The sequence below is a fragment of the Ignavibacteria bacterium genome (assembly GCA_016873775.1).
In the GTDB taxonomy this organism is placed as follows: domain Bacteria; phylum Bacteroidota; class Ignavibacteria; order UBA10030; family F1-140-MAGs086; genus JAGXRH01.
This window is the reverse complement of sequence record VGWC01000013.1, coordinates 1-20,227: the sequence shown is the minus strand read 5'-3', so window position 1 is coordinate 20,227 and position 20,227 is coordinate 1. Positions and strand designations below refer to the sequence as shown.

Here is a 20,227-nt window from a genome sequence, read left to right as displayed (position 1 = left end):
CTTTATACACGTTCTACTATCGTTGCAATTCCTTGTCCAACACCGATGCACATTGTTGCTAATCCCAAAGTACTTTTTCTTCTCACTAATTCATACACTAAAGTTGTCAAAATTCTTGCACCACTGCAACCGAGAGGATGTCCAAGTGCAATTGCTCCACCGTTTACATTAACGTTTTCTATAGAGAGTTTCAATTCCCTTATCACTGCAAGCGATTGTGCCGCAAATGCTTCATTAAGTTCAATTATATCTAAATCAGCAATCGTAATTTTTCCTTTTTTCATTGCCTGTTGTGTTGCTGGAACAGGTCCAATTCCCATATATCGGGGATCAACTCCAGCAATTCCAGTAGAAACTATTCTTGCTATAGGAGAAAGGTTTTGTTCTACAATACTTTTTTCATTCATTATCAAAACTGCTGCTGCACCATCATTTAATGTTGAAGAATTTCCTGCCGTTACCGTTCCGTTTTTCTTAAACACAGAACTCAGTTGAGATAATTTTTCTAACGTAGTGTCTTTGCGAGGACACTCATCTGAAATTATTGTCGCTGATGTATTTCTGAAAAATGTTTCTACAGAAATAAGTTCGTTAGAGAATACATTTTCTTCCTGTGCTTTTACGGCATTGTTATGGCTTCTGAATGCAAATTCGTCTTGTGCTTCTCGTGAAATTTTATATTTCTCTGCTATATTTTCCGCAGTCTCTCCCATTGATTCCAATGGAAATAATTTTTCCATCTGCGGATTCGGATAACGCCATCCAAGTGCAGTATCGTACGCAGTTACATTTCCAAACGTTCCTTTTTGATTTTTCGCAATCGAATACGGTGCGCGGCTCATACTTTCAACTCCACCTGCAATTACAATATCCATTTCATTACTCCAAATAGAACGCGCCGCAATATTTATCGCTTCAAGACTTGAACCGCAGAGACGGTTAATAGTAACTCCTGGAACTGAATAAGGAAAACCGGCAAGCAGACTGCACATTCGACCTATATTTCGGTTATCTTCGCCCGCTTGATTTGCACAACCAATGATTACGTCATCAATACACTCTGCAGATATTTTTGTACGTGACAAAAGAGCACGAAGTGGAATTGCACCCAAATCATCGGCGCGAACATCACGAAAAACGCCTCCATATTTTCCAATAGGTGTTCTTACTGCTTCAACGATATATGCCTCGGTTCGCATTTACTCTTGTGAAGAAAGAATGTTGATGTAAAAATTTATCGTTAGTTTCGATTGTTTTTTTGCATTGGTAACGATATCGAATGTCGAATTCACATAACCTGCTTGTTCACAAAAATAATTTACGATAAGTGTAATTTCATCTGAAGGTTGAATTGGTTCTTTGGGCAATTCAATACTTACGTTTTTATTTTCGCTGTTCCACGATAATAAAGAAATTGGAAATGTTGAAGTATTTTTGATTCTTAAAGATGTTGAAACATTTTCACCTTTTTTTGCCTCACGAACAATAAGCGTTCGCGGATCAAGAGAAAGTTCTTCTATGATATTTACACCGAAACGAAATTGCAATGTTGGATTTTGGGGATCATTCGATGTTAGGGTAACATTTTTTTGAACTTTTCCCGAAAAATTTTCTGAATTAAATCCAACATTCAATGAGCCGGAATCGCCGGGAGCAATAATTTTTTCGCTTAACATTGCTGCTGTGCAACCACACGAAGCAGATACATTTGCAATACGCAACGTATCACTTCCGTCGTTTTTTATTGTCAATTTTTTCTCGATTCTATCACCGCGATAGAGTGTGCCGAAATCAGCATTTGTTCCGCCAACGATTTTGATGGAAGGTTGCGAAAATATTTTGCTTTGGAAAATAATGATTGAAAGCAGAATGAGTAATTTTGAGAGCATGGTGTTTTTTTTTAGGTTAATTAAAAGAAACGGAGAAAATATAATGATGCTTTTTTTCACAAACAATTTCTCTGATAAAAAAAGCCGATTTCGTAAATTGAAATCGGCTTACGTATTTTGCAAAACAAAGAGTTTGTGTTACTTCAATAATAACATCTTTTTTGTTTCGGAAAAATTATCTCCTTGTACTCGATAGAAAAATACTCCTGAATGAACAGATGTACCGTAACGATTTGTTCCATCCCAAATAATTTTTGTTTCGCCAACTTGGGCATTACCGTTAAAAAGCGTTTTGATTTCATTTCCAAGTATATCGTACACTACTACTTTGATATTCGATTTCTTGGCAAGTGTTACGCGAATTGTAGTACTTGGATTAAACGGATTAGGATAGTTTTGTTCAACTTCATAACCTTTGGGAAGATATTGCATATAATTGCGAACATCGCTGGAGACAACTGATACTACTGCGCGCACCATAACATCTTCTGTTGCTCCAAAACGGTTTACTCCCCATCCCGATGTGATTTCCCATCCACGGTTGGAAAGTGGCTGCGTTTGATCCATTGCATAAGTATGCTGACCGGTTTCACCAATGTAAAATTTACCACTTTCGACAACAATATTTTTAGAACCAAAATACGCTTTGTTGATTCCGGAAATTGGAGATGCAATAATTACCGAATCAAGTACTGTTCCAGGAGAACCTTGAGAACCGTCATCATCTACGACATAAATAGTAAGTGTTTGTCCGGATGTTACTGTTTGAATTCTAACATACGCAGATTCAATTTTTACGGGAACGGGGACCTCAAATTCATTTCCAAAACCACCAGAACTTCCCCATGAACGACCAGTTCCATCAAGAACATTATCATCGTATGCTAATACGATTGGAGTTCCAGGAATTGCATTGATAACATCCATTTCTGTTGTCTTTACGTTATTAGAAGCAAGAACATCTCCCGCTGCTTCAATACGAAATTGTCCGGAATGAACTGCAACTTGTGTTGGCAAAAACGGCTTTGGAAACGTGATGACTTTTGTTGTTCCCGGAGAAAGCGTATCTATAAACACCGTATCGCGAAGTAATGTTGTTACGCCTCGGGAAATAGTATGACGTACGCGTACATTGGTTAAATTTGCAGTTCCAAAATTTTTTACATACGCAGAAATAGTATTATTGACATTCGCTTGAAGAAAAACCGCACCGTTCAAATTATTAAATCCTCCAATAACTCCAGCATCAACAATTTGCAAACCAGTATCAATTGTTTTTTTAATTCTAATTGCAGTTCCAGTTTCATAGCGTGTTGGGTCAATTGAACCGCTAGCAAAATAGTAACTTAATCCAATAGTTCCCGTTACATTTTCAATTCCCATTGTTATATTGCTTTCGGATGCGAATGCTCCATTTCCTGTATGTTGTCCATATTGAAATGTGAGAGAACTATCAGCTTTCGTTAATATCACCTGAAAAGAATATGTAGGACGGGGATTGGGAGGTGTTTGAAACCATTCAATTGCATCTACCCAACTGATAACTGCAGAATCAACATTGTTCGTCCAAAAATATACTCTTGAATTATAAGGACCAATAACATTAGGGCTAAAATCATAATCTGCGCCAAGTGGTGCTATGACATCATTGGGAGGAGTTGAGTTAGGAAATTGTGTAAAAGCAGCAGCAAGATTTCCGATAGTTTGTTCAAAACCAATCCATCCGTTTGAACCGATTTGCAATCTTGTAACATCATACCAATAGTAATGAAATGTAAAACCTAAGTTGAAAAATCCAACGGCATTATCATCCAATAAACCATTTACTCGTTGCCATCCATCTGTAGAATCAAGCCAGTTATAAACCGGACCTCCGGGCTCTGTGCTTCGTACCCAAGTATAGCCCCACGTATCTGGTGCACTGGTATCAGGACTTATGACATCAGGAAGAATTGCGCGAGAAAATGGAGACGTGTTTCTATGTTCTTTTTTAGAAAACACAACGGTGGACGAAAGTAAAATTGCGACGAATAAAATAAACGTGTATCTCATACGAGAATACTCCTTTCAAAGAATTTGTGAATAATTATAGTTTATAAAAAACTTGGGATAAATGTAATAAGAGTGAATGATTAAAACAAGAAATCTAATCGTTTGAAAAATGAAATTTTTTTATCGAATGAAATCAGTGGAAAGTTTGAATCGAAATATTCTCGAGTCTTGAGCAACGTACAAAACTCTATCATAGAACGCTGCTCCCGAAGGAGAAGTAAGCATTGGAACAACATCATTCGGTCGGATGGATTCATTTTTGAACCTTGCTTTCGAATCAAACTTAAAAACTGCGTACGAATTTGTATCCGAAGTTGCATTTACGATAAATACATCACCGCGATGTGCGTCGTACGCTCCTCCGCGTGCGTTTGTAAATTGATTCGGTCGAATAAAATCAACACGCTGTAACGGATTCGAAGGGTCAAAACCGGGAATCCAAAGTTCTTCAAGAGATGAATATTTCATAAGTACTGCTCCGTAAATTACTCCTTCAAGTGTTTGTGTAACAATAAAATTTTTTGAAAATGGAAATCCGATTATTCCCGTTGGTTTATTGATGAATGTTATGCTCGAACCAACTCCGGTTTGCAAATCCGAAATCTCTTTTATTTTTGCATCATTTTTCTGAAACCAAATAATGCGCGAATCAGGATCTATCGGACTACTGTTATCGGGACCAACACGTGCGACAATGTATTGATTATCGGATACAACAATAATTCCTTTAAATCGTCGAGCAGGCTTAGCGCGTTCTTTCCAAACTGTTTTTATGTTCGATGTAGTAACTTCGGAAAGTTTTAAACCAAATTTAGAAAGTTGTATTCTGAAAATTGCCGCAATCGTATCGTTTTGTACTTTCGTTTCTCCACAGAAAAGCAAATCGAGACGCGAATCCTGTACAATTGCCGATGGATGAAATGCAATAGAATCATTGAAATAGAGTTCACCTAAAACAATTCCGGCAACGTTAAGTTGAAAAATTTTATTTGAATTGTAATCAGCGACATATAACATTTGGTCGCCTCCAATTGCAATCGAAGAAATTTTTTGAAAACCGGAAAATGGCGGTGCTAATTCCACATACGATGTTTCATTGACAGAAATATTTTCGTCAAGCGGAAGCGTTGAAAAATCGAATTTTTTTTCGCAACTCGTAAGTATTATCAAAGCAACGAAAATTGAAACGACAAAAATTATATGACGATTAATGAACGTATTCTTCATTGGAAATAGTTACTGTGCAATACTTAAAGAAATGCGATGCGCTCCTCCTAATCGTTGGAAATGCGCGAATGAATAGTCAACATTTATATCGGTGAACGAAAGAGGGATATAAAAACCTGCTCCGAGGGAAAAATATTCTGCGCTCGTTTCATCTTCGCCGAAGAGTTCTTGACCAAACGTACGTTTTATGCCTCCGCGTAGAAATAATGTTTTATTCCATTCGTATTCAATACCGACGCGCAAATTTTCTGCATTATCATTGGGATGATTGATTTGCGCCGATGTTGTTATGCGTTGAAATTCGCTTTGATATGGTTCAAATGCAAATCCCATCTTGAAAAGCGTTGGCGGCGAAAATGACTGAAATGATTGTATTTTTTTTCCATCAAGAAGTTCTACTGTTCCTGTTGGAGTTGCATTGTTTCCAAAATTCGTAACCACTACTGCAAATCTGCTTGTTCCGATTCCGGTATAATAATATGTTCCGACATCAACAAGCATACTTCGCATCTTAAGCATATCCAACGTTTCTTCAACATATTTCAAAGAGACACCAAAGGAAAATTGCTCAGTCATTTTCCTTGCATACGTTCCTGCTATTGCAATATCGCCGAAAGTAAAATATCTTCCAGTTCCGAATGGTTGCGTTTCTGTTGTTTGCAGCATATCGTCCAAATGAAGCGAAGTGAAGGAAACTCCGATTGCATCAGCAGCAGAGAGATGATACACGCCTCCAAGAAATTCGTGCTGAATATCAACAAACCATTGCGTGTGAGAAACAATAATTTGATTATACTCAAAATTTGTAATTGCAGCTGGATTCCAATAAAGTGCAGATGCGTCATTGACAACTGCAGTGAACGATTCTCCCATTGCCGTACCTCTTCCTCCCGCACCGATTTTCAAAAATTGATATACAGAAATTCCTGCTCGTTGTCCACCAAGATTCGGAACGAGTTGCGAATGTAATGTTTGAACACTTGAAAAAAAGAAAGCGACGCAAAAAAATATTTTTGTAAAAAATTGATGCACCAGAATTTTATTCACCATAGTTTTCACGTTTAAAATCTCCACGAGATAGCAAGTCGAAATGTTCGTGGATTCAGATATCGCGCAGGATTGAATGGAAACGGTGAAATCGGTTTTGTCAAATCCGGCCATCGAGGGTCATTCCACGAATTGGAAAGTGGGACATCATCGCCGTATTCGTATGCACGTCCTGTAACGGGATTGATTATTTGAGAATTAGAATTGTTCAGTACGTTTTGTATTTCCAAAGCAAGTACTAATTTACCAAAACCCATCTCTATTGCTTTTTCAATATTCATATCAATATAAAACCAGTATTCGCCAATGCCGCTTAAATAATTTTTCGGTTCATCTCGATAAATATTTCTTGATGGTTCATAATTGATAGAATCTATCCCTGCAAAAATCCACGGTGAATAACGCTTTCCCGATTGAAAAAATATTTTAGTGAATACATTGATATCTTCCAGTATTCCTTTCATTTCAAACAGAGGTTTGTTTTTTTGAACGGTGAAATTTAAGTGTGCCGAAAATTGCAACGGACGGTCCCAATTCATAAAATTTTCAGTAACGGTTTCTCTCCGCGTTTCTTCTGTGCCAAAAATTTGTTCCGTGGCGCTCGAACTTTTTCCCGTGCTTAATGCATACGAACCTGAGAATGTTCCTCGAAACCAAGTCCCTATCCGTTTTATATATTCAATTTCTACTCCGCGGTTTCGCGCGTAATCCTGATTGATATATGTGTTGTAGTTTCCTTTCGCTCTTGGTCCGCGGAATTGAAACGAAACGGACGAAACGTAATCGAAAATATCTTTGTAATACGTTGTAACCGATAGCACGTCATTTTCGGTAATTTGATAACGAATGCCGAGTTCGTACGAAACTGTTGTTTCCGGATTTAAATTCGGATTTCCAATTGTTTGCGAAGAAGATTTTGCAGAAGTTGCTTTTAATTTTGAATAAACAAATTGTGGACGCGGAAGTTTGGATGAATGTCCGTATGAAAAAAACAATGATTGATTATCTGATATCGGATGCGAAATACCAAGTCGGGGACTTAATCGCGCTTTCCATTTTCTGTTCGCAGAACGAAAACCATTGTTCCAACTAAAATCGAATCCTGAAAACGTCTCATTAAAATACTGCTGACGCACGTACGGAGCAACAAGCGTTTTTTGCGAACTTGCTGCAGCATCGTCAACATATTTTCCGGGAAACCAATAATCTAATCGTAATCCGCTGTTGAGAATCATACCAGAAATAGAAAGACTATTTTGTACATATATCGCACCCATTGCTGGGTACACAATATATTTATCGTTGTCAATACCAAGTTTTTTTATCCACGGTTGCGAAATATCAATGTATTGAATTTCCTGAAACTTCGATTCAATTCCGGTTTTCAATTTATTGTTTTCTGAAAAGTGATGCGTTACGTCGCCTTTCAGTGTATATTCGCGGAAGAAATGGTCGCGCCACATCGAAGGACTTCCAATATCATAAAATCCATCGCCGGGAATTACTCGCAACGTTTCAGGTGAAGTGCGAAATGTGTCAATCGGAAACGTTACAAAATCTTGTGGCTCTGCATAATCATTCCAATCAACAATTCCGTCTCCATTTTTGTCTTGACCGTTATTATCGCCGCGTACGTGTGCGGTGTATAAACTGAATTGCAATTCGTAAAATGTTTTCGGACTAATTGTATTCGTGAACTGCAATGAGTAAAAATTATTGACAGAAGTAAACGTTGCGGCACTATCGGGAATATTTCGAAAAACATATTGAAAACCAGGATTTGGCTCTACGCGTTCTAACGTTGCTTGAATTGTTTTTGTGTTTTGGTTTATCGTAGCAGATTGTGTTAATGAAAGCAAAAGTTTCGCAGTAGATGATGGCTTGAAAGAAAAATTCGTGAGCCACGAAACACGATTATTTTGTCGTGGAGCAAAGGTATTTCCATAAAATATTGTTGAATGTAATCCTTGCGGTGCGCTTACAAAATATCCACTGGGTCTTCCATATTCCGTTTGTTGCATCCAACGTGTGTAATCATCTGAAAAATTTCCATCAAACGTTGCAAAAAAAAGTAAGGGACCAAACGGACCGCTGATATTTGCTGACATAACATCTTGATTGAAATTTGAACGTGAATTATCATTGAACCCAAAATGGTCTCTGCGATAACTGATACTTCCGGAATAATTTTCCGTTCCTTCTTTTGTTTTTACAATGACAACGCCGGAAGTTGTTTGACCGTACTCTGCGTTATATCCGCCCGTTAGAACTTCCACTTCTTTCATTGCGTCGGAACCAAGTTGTAATCCAAATCCAGAGCCAGCGAGCGGGTCTTGAACAGAAACGCCGTTGATGAGATACGCATTTTCATACGTTCTTCCTCCGCGAATATGAATTTCATTATCGCTTTGTGTAACTCCAACTTGCAATGCAACTGCATCTTCCACTCGCTGAATAGCGGCGGCTTTCAAATCCTCGCTTGCCGTTGCTCTTCTACTCGATGTTTCTTCGATATTAAATAACGGCTTCTCTCCTACGATAACAACTTCTTGATCAATCGTTAGTGAAGTTTCTTCGAGTTTGATATCAAGTGCAGTCGTTTTACCTTCTTCAACTTTTACTGCGGAAAATGTTTTCTGTGCATACCCGAGAAGTGTTGCCGTAATGACATACGTTCCCGGATTGATGTTTTGAATTTTATAGTTCCCATCAAAATCCGATGATGCGCCGTAATATGTTCCTTTTATCAACACATTAACGCTGGGAAGCGGCTCATTCGTTTTTTTATCCGTTATCTTTCCGGAAATATTTCCTTTCGTTTGCGAGAAGACAAAATACTGGAAACAGAAATGGGTGAAGACGACAAAAAATATTCGTATCATTTTTTACTTAAAAATATTCCCAAATACTGTGTTGAAAAACGACGGAAGATTTCCATTGCCATTCAATAAATGCAAAGGAACTCCCATAAAAACAAAACGATTGTTTGCGTCAATGACTCCTACGGTAGGAGAAAATTTTCTATGCGTTTTCGAAACAATGGAATCAATTTTATAAATTGGCGTAGCAGTAGAGCGAGGATATAAATTTCGATAAAAGAATAATGAATGAATTGATGGATTTTGCTTGAACTGCAACGGAGGAAAATTCAATATTGTACTGATGTTGGAAACAGTTGTATCTGCATACGCGCGTGTTGCTGTGCTGTCATCAGATAAACTTACTGCTTCAATCGGTGCAAAACTTACAATAGAACCACGAGGGTCTGCAATTGAAAATTGAAACGCTGTAGAAAATAAGACTTTTCCATTGGTAGCCGGATCAACGGCATATTGAAACAACGGATTTGATGCAACGCTCCAACTCGGCTCTTGTCCCGCATACCAAAAAACAAAATTGAACTGTTGTAACGTGAGTATCAATGCAGGGTCTAAATGAAACGGAATGAAAGCGCCGTCGTTTCTTCTTAAACTGAGGAAATCAAACACGCGCACCGAATCGCCTATCGAATCTGCAAGTTGGGAAAAAATATTTTTGTAAAACAAAAGAACGGAATCCGGTGAATTTGGTCCTGAAGAAGCAACGTAATCTTCAATGACTAACAATTTGCTTTTAGGTTTTTTGACATACCAAAGAAATCCTGAATCTGGAAGCGAAACGATTGGACTGTAATCTTCTGCAATATCTTTCACGCGAAGAAAAATCCGATTCGTATCGTTCAATCGCAATCCGTGTGCCTCTCCGATTTTCCTTGTGTTGCCATAAGTACCTTTCATAACATCAGCCGTTACTGAACCCGTTGCAATGTCAGAAACAGCGCGCGGTACAAACAACGTAATCATATTCACCGTACTGTCAATCGAAACCCAATTATTTGTTGCAGTATCATTCAATGCAATTTCGTACTTCGTGATGGTGTTATCGCCATCATTATCGTTTCCTCTCCAAGCGAATGTTACTACGGTGAATGAAGTCTCCGACGGTTGAACGGTAACATTGGATGAATTTATTTCAAACTTCACCGTTGGCGGAGTGTTTTTGATAGGAAACTTTTGCTTTGCTGTTGCTCCTAACGCATTTTGCAGCGTTGGAAGTGTTCTATCGTTATTGTTGAATACACCGTCGTTTTCGTAATCAATAAAAGGATGAGATGCAGCAAGCGCAATATTTGTTCCATCATTTATTTTTTCGCGGAAATGATTGTCAATGGCTTTTACAAAAACAAGAAATGTATCTTGTACGGTTAATAACGGAAAAGAAATAACGGAATCGTTTCTAATTTTAAATATCCATTCTACGGAAGTTTCGCTTTTACCTATTCCTACGAGAAAACCAACAACGTATCCATCTTTGTCCTCTCCCCACCAATGTATATGTTGTTTGGAAATTCCCAATGCAAGTGAATCCGGATTATTCGGAAATATCCAAAGAAATGCTTGTGGTTTACTGTTTTTCATTTCGCTATCTGTTGGAGATTTTTTACATCCCGCAATCGCGAAAACAACGATTAAGAGTATTTGAAAATATCTCATCACTCGATAATTTATTTAAGCACTATCATTTTCTTCACATCCGAAAATGTTCCTGCGGACAAACGATAGAAATATACACCGCTCGGAAGTTGCGATGCATCATAGTGAACGTTGTACGTTCCTGCATTTAAATTTTCATTGACAACGGTTGCCATTTCTCTTCCAAGCACATCGAAAATTTTCAACTTTACAAATTGTGAAGTGGAAAGCGAAAATTCAAAATTTGTTGAAGGGTTAAACGGATTCGGATAATTTTGCTTGAGTGAAAATTCTTTTGGGATATTTTCTCCTTGTCGTTCAATAACGCCAACTTGAACATTCATAAAATCGGAATTGGTTCGAGGAGCTAACTTATAACGATTATTTCCGAAATATACAAGACCCAAAAGTGTACCGATTTTACTTCCAACGTGTAAAACTGTATATCCGTACAACGTATCATCTCCGGGAATGTTCGAATAAGTGTTTCTTCCGTCGCGACGGATGAGTAGCGGACCTGTGCCGTCATCAACTTCATACTCGGTTACATCCGCAAACGTTGGATTCACACTGGTAACAGTAACAGAATCGAATTTCACTAATACGCCTTCATACGGTTCTGCATTTTGATTTCCATTTCCAACAGATGGACCAAATCTTCCTGTTTTCAATTTTATCGGAATACGTTTCGGATTTCCGTTCGAATTGATTGTCACGGAAGATACGCTTGCAATTCGCGTTACGTTATTGCTTTCCTGAATGGAGCCGGTTACGGTTACGTTGTCGTTATTTTTCATCGGCGCAAGAAGCGATTCGGGACCAACTATCCAGATTCCATTCCACGCAGAAGAACTATCTTGCAAATACCATGCGCTTGTTCCTCCCGTAGTTCGCGGGGAAAGCATCATATACGCAGTATCTGCTGTTACGTAACCCGAAACACTGGTAATTGCCCCAAGATATGCGCTTCTTCCGTTGAGAAATGGAGTATATTGAACATCATAAATAGATAACGCCCGATTCAAAACGGTATAAAAGAAAAATCCTTTAGATGTATCGTTTTGCGAACCATCGGATGCAGAACTTGAAAGAATCGTAACATAATTTTCATCATCCGTTGCTTTGATAAAATAATTAACGTATGAATTATTTGCAAGTTGCGGAATCGTTGCTTCGTAGATTGTATCGCCGCTCGTTGCTACCATTGAAAGTGATTGAAACGCGTTATTATTTGTTCTGTACAATAATTGAACAGAATTTATTGCGTTATCTCCTTCTTTCACAATACAAGTAATACGTGCGCTACTGTCGGGAGTAACGATTACCGGATAACGACGATGAGAGTACACTTGAATTTTTCGTACGCCAATAACAACATCGCCTGGAAGAAGAGGACAAATTCTATATCCTCGTTGGTTTTCTTGACCGGAAGCGGATGAAATAGTTCCACGAATAGTATCAATCAAAGTTCCTACTTGTATTTTCGGCCATAGTTGTTGAATGTAGACAGAATCACCGGGAATTACCGGATTTCCGTGCCCAAGAGTAAAGAAATGTGAAATATCGTATTCGGAAATATTGTTGCTTGAAGCATCAACAACGGCAAATGTTCCACGAGATGCGTTCACGATGGCATTAACGATGGTATTTACAATTTTTACTTGTACTCCTTCAAATTGTTCAGCAGAACTGTATTTTACTTTTCCATTCGGAAATAATCCAACATAAATAGAATCAACAGTTATCAAATGTTCATCAGGCACATCGCCACTTCCAACTATTTCAACAGGAATTCCCGGAATCGGTTGAAATTGTGTTGTACTGTTCATACTGTTTGTTGGAAATTCTGATATCAATCCCGTCATTTTTACAATGTCTCCGCGTTGAACATTGAGAAATCCGTCAAGAATTGCCTGCGAAGAATCAGCTGTACTTATACGCACTAACAAACCGTGCCATGGTTTTGAAATTCCCGTACCAGATGTATCACCAAGAAGCATAGTAAAGCCCGCCGCAGTGTATGTAATAACTTTGGAAGGAATTACGCACAACGCAGTTACAGTGATTGTATCTCCTAAATACGGACTTACTTGCAGAGTCCATCGTGATGGGTTACTGTTTTGCAATGAATCTGCAATACGTAACGAATCACGATGAACAAACTGTATGTCGTGAATGGATACTTCAGGAAAATTAAATTTTTTCTTTAGTGAAACCTGAACTCTGTTTTCAGCCAAAGAACAATATGAGACGAAAAGAAATGAGATGAATAAAAAGAGTTTGTTCATACGATTGAATCCTTAAATTATTTGATGATTAAAAACTTACCTGTTCTAATTTCTCCGTTAGTTTTATCTTCAACGGAAAATAAATATAACCCTGTTGCAAGCGCTTGATTAAACTTTGTAACTAAATCCCACGCATGTTCTCCGCCTGCGAATGCAGTAGTATCTGATTGCAATCCCTCAAATCGTGCATACCATGGAATTGTTTGCCCAAAATTCTTATCCGCATTATGTTCAAATTCAGAAACGACATCACCGGAAAGAGTATAAATTTTGATGGTGCAAAATGACGGAAGGTTATAAAACATCAATTTGCGCAACCGTTCTCCCGTTCCATCCCAATATGCGTTCACATAATACGGATTCGGATACACTCCAATTGCTTTTGTCTTTTCTTTTGTCGGCGGAGTTCCCGGAATAATTCGAGATAATATTTTTCCACTTTCCAACGAAGGAAGATTGTTAACTTCATCTCCCCTATCAAACGCTGAAATTCCGTAGAGATATTGCCATCCATTCAAAAGCGAAAGTCCAGAATCTTGCGCATCTTCCGGAGGAAAACGATACCAATATTTTATCGTATCTCCTGCAAATGTTTTTGCTTCAGAAAGAAGTATTCGTTTGAACCCTGTGTTGTAGGCAATGGTGTCATCGTTTCTATCAAATTCTCCAACGAGTGAAAGCGTAAGTATAAAATCTTCCGGATTTAAAAAATCCGCGCCGGCATTCGAACGATAAATTCTGTATCCTTCAAAATCTTTTTGTTTGGAAATCGGGTCAATAGAATTTTCAGAAGTTTCTTTATCCCAATATATGACAGCATTTTGATTTGATACTTCAACACGAACTTTCGGTTGTCGCGGCGGCTGCGGAAGAACATATCGGTCAATGATTCCATTATTGTTTAAATCTTCATTTGCGTCTAAGATATTATTTCCGTTTATATCTTCACCGTCGTATGCTTTTTGCGCCCAACTAGCATTCGAATATAACGTTGCGCGGCTTTCAAGTGAATCAAATCGCGCGTGATATGTTCCGTATTTTTTGGCGCACACAAATGCGAAAACAATATTGAGAGAATCATTCGGCAGTAATTGCGCATAAGGACCGACGGAAAGCAAATTCGTATAATTTCCTCCGCTCAATCGCAACGGTGAAATTTTATCTTGCGAAAGAGAAAGTTTTAAGCGTTTGTAGCGGCTTAAATATCTATCTGCATTATCATCATCCGTGGGATAGAAATATGCTCCATCTCCACTGCTATTGCGGAATTTCCACGCATTATACTGAACGGATGAATCAAGTTCTTGTAAGTTCGTTACTTGCTGATAAAATGTTGAATCAATCGTATGTCGTGCAGAAAGTGGAAACGGAACAGTTCCTAAAAGTTTCACACCGAAATATGAATCTGCTGGAGGTCCGTACGGTTGTCCGTCAAAATCAAATGTATAATGCATTCGCAATGAATCAACAAAACCGTTTCCTTGATGACGATAAAATTCCGAACCCGATGGAACTCCGGAAAGATTCGTGTTGCGCACAGCGGGATTTGTCCACATTCCTACATACACAGAATCAAGTGTATCTGTTCCAACATTGTAAATTTTGTAATTAAGAATCACAAAAAAATCTGCAAACGAATAATTCCATGCATACGTTTCTTGATGAACTCGGACATTCAACGGAATATGATTGAAAATCGTATCGCCGTTGGAATAACGAGTTCTCACGTCGCTGTAATCGCAAACAAAATCCTGATGACTTATCGCGTTGGTGTCAAAATATGCGCCCGATAATGATGAACGTTCGAACAAACTATCTTCCGCCTCATTGGTAAATTCAAATCCTTCGTTCAATCTATTTAAGGAGCCAACATCAACTGCTCCTGTCGAAACAGAAATCTGCGCTGTTCTTCTATTTTGCGCTCCAATCCAAAAACCTCCGAGAAACAAATGCTCTGTTCTCGAACCTTTTGGATATTCGCACGATGGTTGTCGTTCTGTCCAATATAAAAATCCATGACCAGTAACTCCATAGTTTGTTACCGTTAAACCGATATTCCCAACATTTGTAAATTTTCTGTCTTGGTCAAAAAGCGGCGTTGGAAGTAGTCGCCCTTTTAATTGTGGAAAATATTCTTGTGAAAAATTTTTTTCGAAGATAAAAAAGAATACAAAAAAAAGGAAAGTATATTTATTCTTACCGAATAAGTTTATATTCATTCTCGGATACTGATAATTTCTATACGATGTTCGGAAAGAAATATTGTGAATAAAAAAGAAAGAATAAAATAAGAAGATGAGCTGGCGGTCGGACTTGAACCGACGACCTGCGGTTTACGAAACCGCTGCTCCACCACTGAGCTACGCCAGCATTGTATATGTGCTGTAAAATTTTGTAAAAATATACTATTCTCGATTTCCTTGACAAAAATCCGTACATAATTTTTTTACGAAATTCAGATATGCAACTTTTCTTTTACATCAATCTCCAATCGCAACAATGCGGAAGAAAGCGTTTTTCCTTGCGCATCATTTTTCAACGATTTCGTTCCTCCTCCACCGAGCGCATTATATAATAGAAAATTCAACGCCCAAAGATTGGGAAGTTCGTACCGCTCTACCTTCCCGAAACAAATTCCTTCAAAATGTTTTTTTACAACATCGGCGGTTACATATTTTTCAATGACAGAATAATATTGTTGTTCACGCGCAATAAGACCAACATTTGCTGTATCTCCTTTATCTCCGGAACGTGCGTGACAAATTTGTAAGAGTTGAATTTTCATTTTAATACACTTTCACTTCGGATTTTACGACATTCTTCCTTATCAATGCGGGCCAATACGCAATTACTTCACTTGGTTTCGGTCTTCCTCCTGCAAAACCAGTTACGCTTGGAGGACCAGTTAATATAAGCGGAGCAATTTCCTTTCCAAATTGTTCAACAGAATTATGGTCGTGTCCGCGTACACCTATGCGCAGCACAACTTCATTTATTTCACCGACGGAATTTGAAAGCGGACCGTGACACGAATTATATCCGAGAAATTCTGTTCGTATCTCTTCAAATTCCAATCCTAATTTTTTTAATCGCACCCGTAATATTTCATCTGCAACTTGCGCTTTCTTCAATGCATCGGGCCAAGCGTATGTTAATGTTGCAAACGCTACATATCCATCCAGATACGACATCGAAACTTTGAAAAAATCTGTTGCCGGCTTTCCTTTTACGCCAAACATTTTCACTCGATTTTCTCCGGCTTCTTCCAACTGAATAGATGTAAAATCAGCAACGCAATCTGGAGTGATATATTCTTTCGGGTTTCCGATTTCATAGAGAAGTTGTTCCGATACAGTTTGTCGCGAAACTTTTCCGCCGAGCGATTCGTGCTTCGTAATTATGATTTCACCGTTGGGATATGCTTCGGCAATTGGAAATCCGATGTTTGCCATATCGGGAACGCTTTCCCAATCGGCAGAAAAATTTCCTCCACTCGATTGTGCACCACATTCAAGAATATGTCCTGCAACAGTTCCTGCGGCAAGTTTATTCCAATCATTTTCTTTCCAATCGAATTCATACATCATTGGCGCAAGCGTTAATCCTGTATCGGTTGTTCTTCCGGTAATGACAAATTGCGCATTTTGTTTCAACGCTTCAACAATCGGTAATGCGCCGAAATACACATTCGCGCTCAAAATTTTTTGTCCGATATTGTCAATAGATTCTCCCGTTTCCATATTATTCAACTTGATTCCGTTCTTTGAAAGTTCTTCCATTCTATCAAGTATGTCATCGCCAAGCACGATACCGACTTTTACATTTCTGTAATGATGTTTCTCTGCAACTTTCAAAATCGCATCACAACATGCTTTCGGATTTACACCACCTCCGTTGGTTACTACTTTAATATTTTTTTCAACGCAGATTGGTAATATTTGTTCAATGATATGAACTACATCCTTTGCGTATCCCAATTCCGGATTTCTTGTTTTTTGCTTCTGCATAATGGACATCGTAACTTCCGCTAAAAAATCCATCATTACGTAATCCACAGGACCTTTTGTTACTTGTTCAAATGGAGCAGTTTGCAAATCGCCCCAAAAACCTTGCCCCGATGCAATTCTAATTTTTTGTTTCAATGTTGATTAAATTATTTCTGAATAAAAATACGGAGGACGTAAAAACAAAGTTTTAACATTCTCCATACTGCAACTGTTTTCAAAATACTATTGCTTTATATCCGCAACACAAAATTCTCGCTTTACCATATTTTGAGCCATTCCGATTCGCGCATCTTTGCGCTTGACGCGCTCCTGATTTGCAGGCAAATTCATAACTCGCAACGTGAACATGAGGACCAATACCAAGCGCATCAATTAAAATTGTTCCACTTGGTTTTACTGCATACGGATGCGACTCTGAACCGATATATACTGCTCCGATTTCTTAGTGAAAAAAAATCGGCACAAATATGAGCAATTAAATTTGAGTAACACAAAAATTTGAAAAACTTTCTGTGTTAATGCGTTTTCAAGTACTCCCAAAGTTCTTTCATTGTCATTCTCTTTCCGGTTGAAAGTATTCCTATGCGAAAAATTTTTCCTGCTGTCCACATCAATGTTACCATTGTTGCAAAAAGCAAAAGTAGTGTTGCAATAATTTCAAACGTTGAAGGCATTTGCACAGAAATTCGCAACGCAATCATCGTTGGTGTCATCAACGGAAAAAAGGAAAGTATTTGAAACAATGAGTCGTTCGGATTCTCAAACGCATTTATTGATAGAACAATGGGGAAAACTAATATTAAACTTACGTACGTGGTAATCTGCTGCGCCTCTTGTTCAGTATTGACAAGCGAACCAATACCTACAAAAATTGCGGCATACATCAAATAACCAAGAATAAAATACATTGGGAGAAACCAAATTCCATTTGTTGAAAAAAGTAACACCGCAAACGAAGGAACGGCAGAAATTCCAATAAGAACCCACAAGAAAATTTGCGTTATACCAAGTCCACTCAATCCAAGAATTTTTCCATTCATCAAATCGCTTGCAGAACAACTTGAAAGCAAAATTTCTACAATACGATTGGATTTTTCTTCAACAACGCTCCGCACCAACATTTGTCCTGATGTGAGAATCAGCATTAACATAAGCATTACAAAAATGTACGAAGAAAAAAATTGTGTTTTGAAATCTATTTTTTTTTCTTCTCCTTCAGTTGAAATTTTTATCGGATTGATTTCTAAGGTTTGCGAAAACTTTTTTATCTCTTCATCGCTTACATTCGCTCTTCGCATTCGCTCTTCTCGTAGTATTTCTTGAATCGTTTTCTCAAAACGATTGACCAGATGAATGTTTCCCGGATGAATTGAACGATATTCTATTGTCGAATCGCTCTCGATGGTGTTTGGAAAAATAAAAACGCCTTCAATTTCTTCTTTCAATGCTAATGCATCAGCGTTGTTTAAAAGTGTTTGGAAATCGCCGTTACGAAATATTCGTAAAAAATAATTCGGCTGTTCACTCGGAAGTTTATATTTCTCATTTAATCGCTCCGAAAGTTTTTCGGTAAGCCAATTTGTTTCATCTACAATGCCGAGAATAATCGTATTCGTTTCTGCTTTCGAAACAAAGAATGAAGGTAACAATCCAAAACCAATCATAATCGCTGGTGTGAGCACAAGCGAAATCAAAAACGCTTTGCTTCGTACGTTTTCCAAAAATTCCCGTTTCGCTACGGCAAATATTTTTGATTTCATTGCATCGCTCCTTTCTCCGTTTCTATAATTTCTACCGAAGAATCGCTTCCTACCAACTCAAGAAATATTGAATACAGCGATGGTTCTTTCGTTTCAAATTTTGTTACGTTGAGTTTAGAAACAATCTCTCGCAAAAATTCGGAAGGGGATTCCCTACTGTTCAATTCGAGTTCTGCATAGTTTTGAAACAGTTGACATTTGGAAACACTCTTCATCGAAGAAAGAAAACTTCCATCACCATCAAACTCGATATAAATTGCATTTTTTCCAAAGCGTTTTTTTACTTCGCTTACTGTTCCATCGAGAACAATTTTTCCTTTGTTGATAAGCACAAGTTCATCGCACAATTTTTCTGCGTGTTCCATTATGTGCGTCGAAAAAATTACGACTTTGTTTTGCTTGCGTTGTTCAAGAAATATTTCTCTCATCAGTAATTGATTCACAGGGTCGAGTCCAGAAAATGGTTCATCGAGAATAACATATTCCGGTTCGTGAATGAGCGAAACAATGAATTGAACTTTTTGTTGATTGCCTTTGGAGAGTTCTTGGATTCGCCGTTCGGCATAATTCAATAACTCAAAACGTGCAAGCCAATCTTTCGCACGTTTCATTGCATCGTTTTCAGAAAGTCCTTTAAGACATGCAAAATAAACTATCGTGTTGAGTAATTTACTTTTTTTGTATAAACCTCGCTCTTCGGGAAGATATCCGATTTTATTTTGCAGCGCAGAAGAAAATGCAAACCCATCGAATGTAATTTGTCCTTCATCGAGCGAAATCATATTCAACAGCAAACGAATTATTGTTGTTTTTCCCGCGCCATTCGGACCAAGCAAACCAAATATTTTTCCTCGCTCTGCATTGAATGAAACGTCATTCACGGCAACAACATTGGAAAACGTTTTGTGGAGATTTAATACTGATATCATCTATATATTTTGTCATGCTGAACGAAGTGATGCATCTACTCAAATTTTACTTCAATGTTGAATCAAAGAAGATTCTTCGATTCGCACAGCATGACTGCAATTTATTCACGGCGTAATCCGATAAATCATTCTCGCAAAGGGAATTGTTTCGCGTACGTGTTCAATGCCACAAATCCACGCACCGCTATCAATAAAAATCATTGTTTATCTCCATACAGATATTCATCGTGATGTAACGATAAATCTGAAGGAACGTCTCCCTCGTAAAAATTTTCGTCTGCAAAAAAAGGATTGCGCGGTGTTTTTCTTAGAGAATTTACTGATTGGAGAAGTACTTCCTCAAGAGATTTCCCTGTTTGGAGTGCTTCTTGTGTAATTATTTGATAAATGTTATCCGGTATGTGTATGGTGAGTGTATGATTCATAGTGTTTTGACTTTGCTAAATTTTTTCGCCGATAAAATACTAAAATGAAAAACAATAAAGTGAACGCATTTTTAATAGTGTAGAATAGGAAA

The 20,227-nt window shown here is 37.9% G+C and carries 14 protein-coding genes and 1 tRNA gene; all 15 read right to left on the bottom strand.

What is annotated here, in order from left to right:
• Positions 1-2 precede the first annotated feature (2 nt).
• Positions 3-1,199, bottom strand: a complete 1,197-nt coding sequence (locus FJ218_03415) for a thiolase family protein (protein MBM4165954.1) — start codon at positions 1,197-1,199, stop codon at positions 3-5.
• A complete protein-coding gene (locus tag FJ218_03410) occupies positions 1,200-1,889 on the bottom strand; it encodes a DUF1573 domain-containing protein (protein ID MBM4165953.1) in 690 nt (229 codons plus the stop codon).
• A gap of 138 nt (positions 1,890-2,027) precedes the next feature.
• Complete coding sequence (locus FJ218_03405; protein MBM4165952.1) at positions 2,028-3,941, bottom strand: T9SS type A sorting domain-containing protein; 1,914 nt, start codon at positions 3,939-3,941, stop codon at positions 2,028-2,030.
• A 120-nt stretch (positions 3,942-4,061) separates the two neighbouring features.
• On the bottom strand, positions 4,062-5,168 hold the full coding sequence (locus FJ218_03400; GenBank protein MBM4165951.1) for a hypothetical protein: 1,107 nt from the start codon (positions 5,166-5,168) through the stop codon (positions 4,062-4,064).
• Positions 5,169-5,177: 9 nt separating this feature from the next.
• The gene (locus FJ218_03395) at positions 5,178-6,218 is read right to left on the bottom strand and encodes a PorV/PorQ family protein (protein ID MBM4165950.1); all 1,041 of its coding nucleotides are present in this window, start codon (positions 6,216-6,218) and stop codon (positions 5,178-5,180) included.
• Between the two features lie 11 nt (positions 6,219-6,229).
• A complete protein-coding gene (locus tag FJ218_03390) occupies positions 6,230-9,097 on the bottom strand; it encodes a TonB-dependent receptor (protein MBM4165949.1) in 2,868 nt (955 codons plus the stop codon).
• A gap of 3 nt (positions 9,098-9,100) precedes the next feature.
• Positions 9,101-10,672: a hypothetical protein gene (locus FJ218_03385; protein ID MBM4165948.1), complete on the bottom strand. Its 1,572-nt coding sequence runs from the start codon at positions 10,670-10,672 to the stop codon at positions 9,101-9,103.
• An 86-nt stretch (positions 10,673-10,758) separates the two neighbouring features.
• Positions 10,759-13,014, bottom strand: coding sequence for a T9SS type A sorting domain-containing protein (locus tag FJ218_03380; protein MBM4165947.1), 2,256 nt, complete (start codon positions 13,012-13,014; stop codon positions 10,759-10,761).
• Positions 13,015-13,031: 17 nt separating this feature from the next.
• Positions 13,032-15,233, bottom strand: a complete 2,202-nt coding sequence (locus tag FJ218_03375; protein MBM4165946.1) for a hypothetical protein — start codon at positions 15,231-15,233, stop codon at positions 13,032-13,034.
• 79 nt (positions 15,234-15,312) lie between these two features.
• Positions 15,313-15,384: transfer RNA gene (locus FJ218_03370), tRNA-Thr, on the bottom strand.
• 85 nt (positions 15,385-15,469) lie between these two features.
• The gene (locus tag FJ218_03365) at positions 15,470-15,799 is read right to left on the bottom strand and encodes a hypothetical protein (protein ID MBM4165945.1); all 330 of its coding nucleotides are present in this window, start codon (positions 15,797-15,799) and stop codon (positions 15,470-15,472) included.
• Position 15,800: 1 nt separating this feature from the next.
• On the bottom strand, positions 15,801-17,156 hold the full coding sequence (locus tag FJ218_03360; GenBank protein ID MBM4165944.1) for a DUF1446 domain-containing protein: 1,356 nt from the start codon (positions 17,154-17,156) through the stop codon (positions 15,801-15,803).
• Positions 17,157-17,536: 380 nt separating this feature from the next.
• On the bottom strand, positions 17,537-18,781 hold the full coding sequence (locus FJ218_03355; protein MBM4165943.1) for an ABC transporter permease: 1,245 nt from the start codon (positions 18,779-18,781) through the stop codon (positions 17,537-17,539).
• Entirely contained in the window at positions 18,778-19,710 is a 933-nt protein-coding gene (locus tag FJ218_03350; GenBank protein ID MBM4165942.1) for an ATP-binding cassette domain-containing protein, read from the bottom strand. Before FJ218_03350 ends, FJ218_03355 begins: the two co-directional genes overlap by 4 nt.
• Positions 19,711-19,907: 197 nt before the next feature.
• Positions 19,908-20,135: a hypothetical protein gene (locus FJ218_03345; protein ID MBM4165941.1), complete on the bottom strand. Its 228-nt coding sequence runs from the start codon at positions 20,133-20,135 to the stop codon at positions 19,908-19,910.
• Positions 20,136-20,227: the final 92 nt, after the last annotated feature.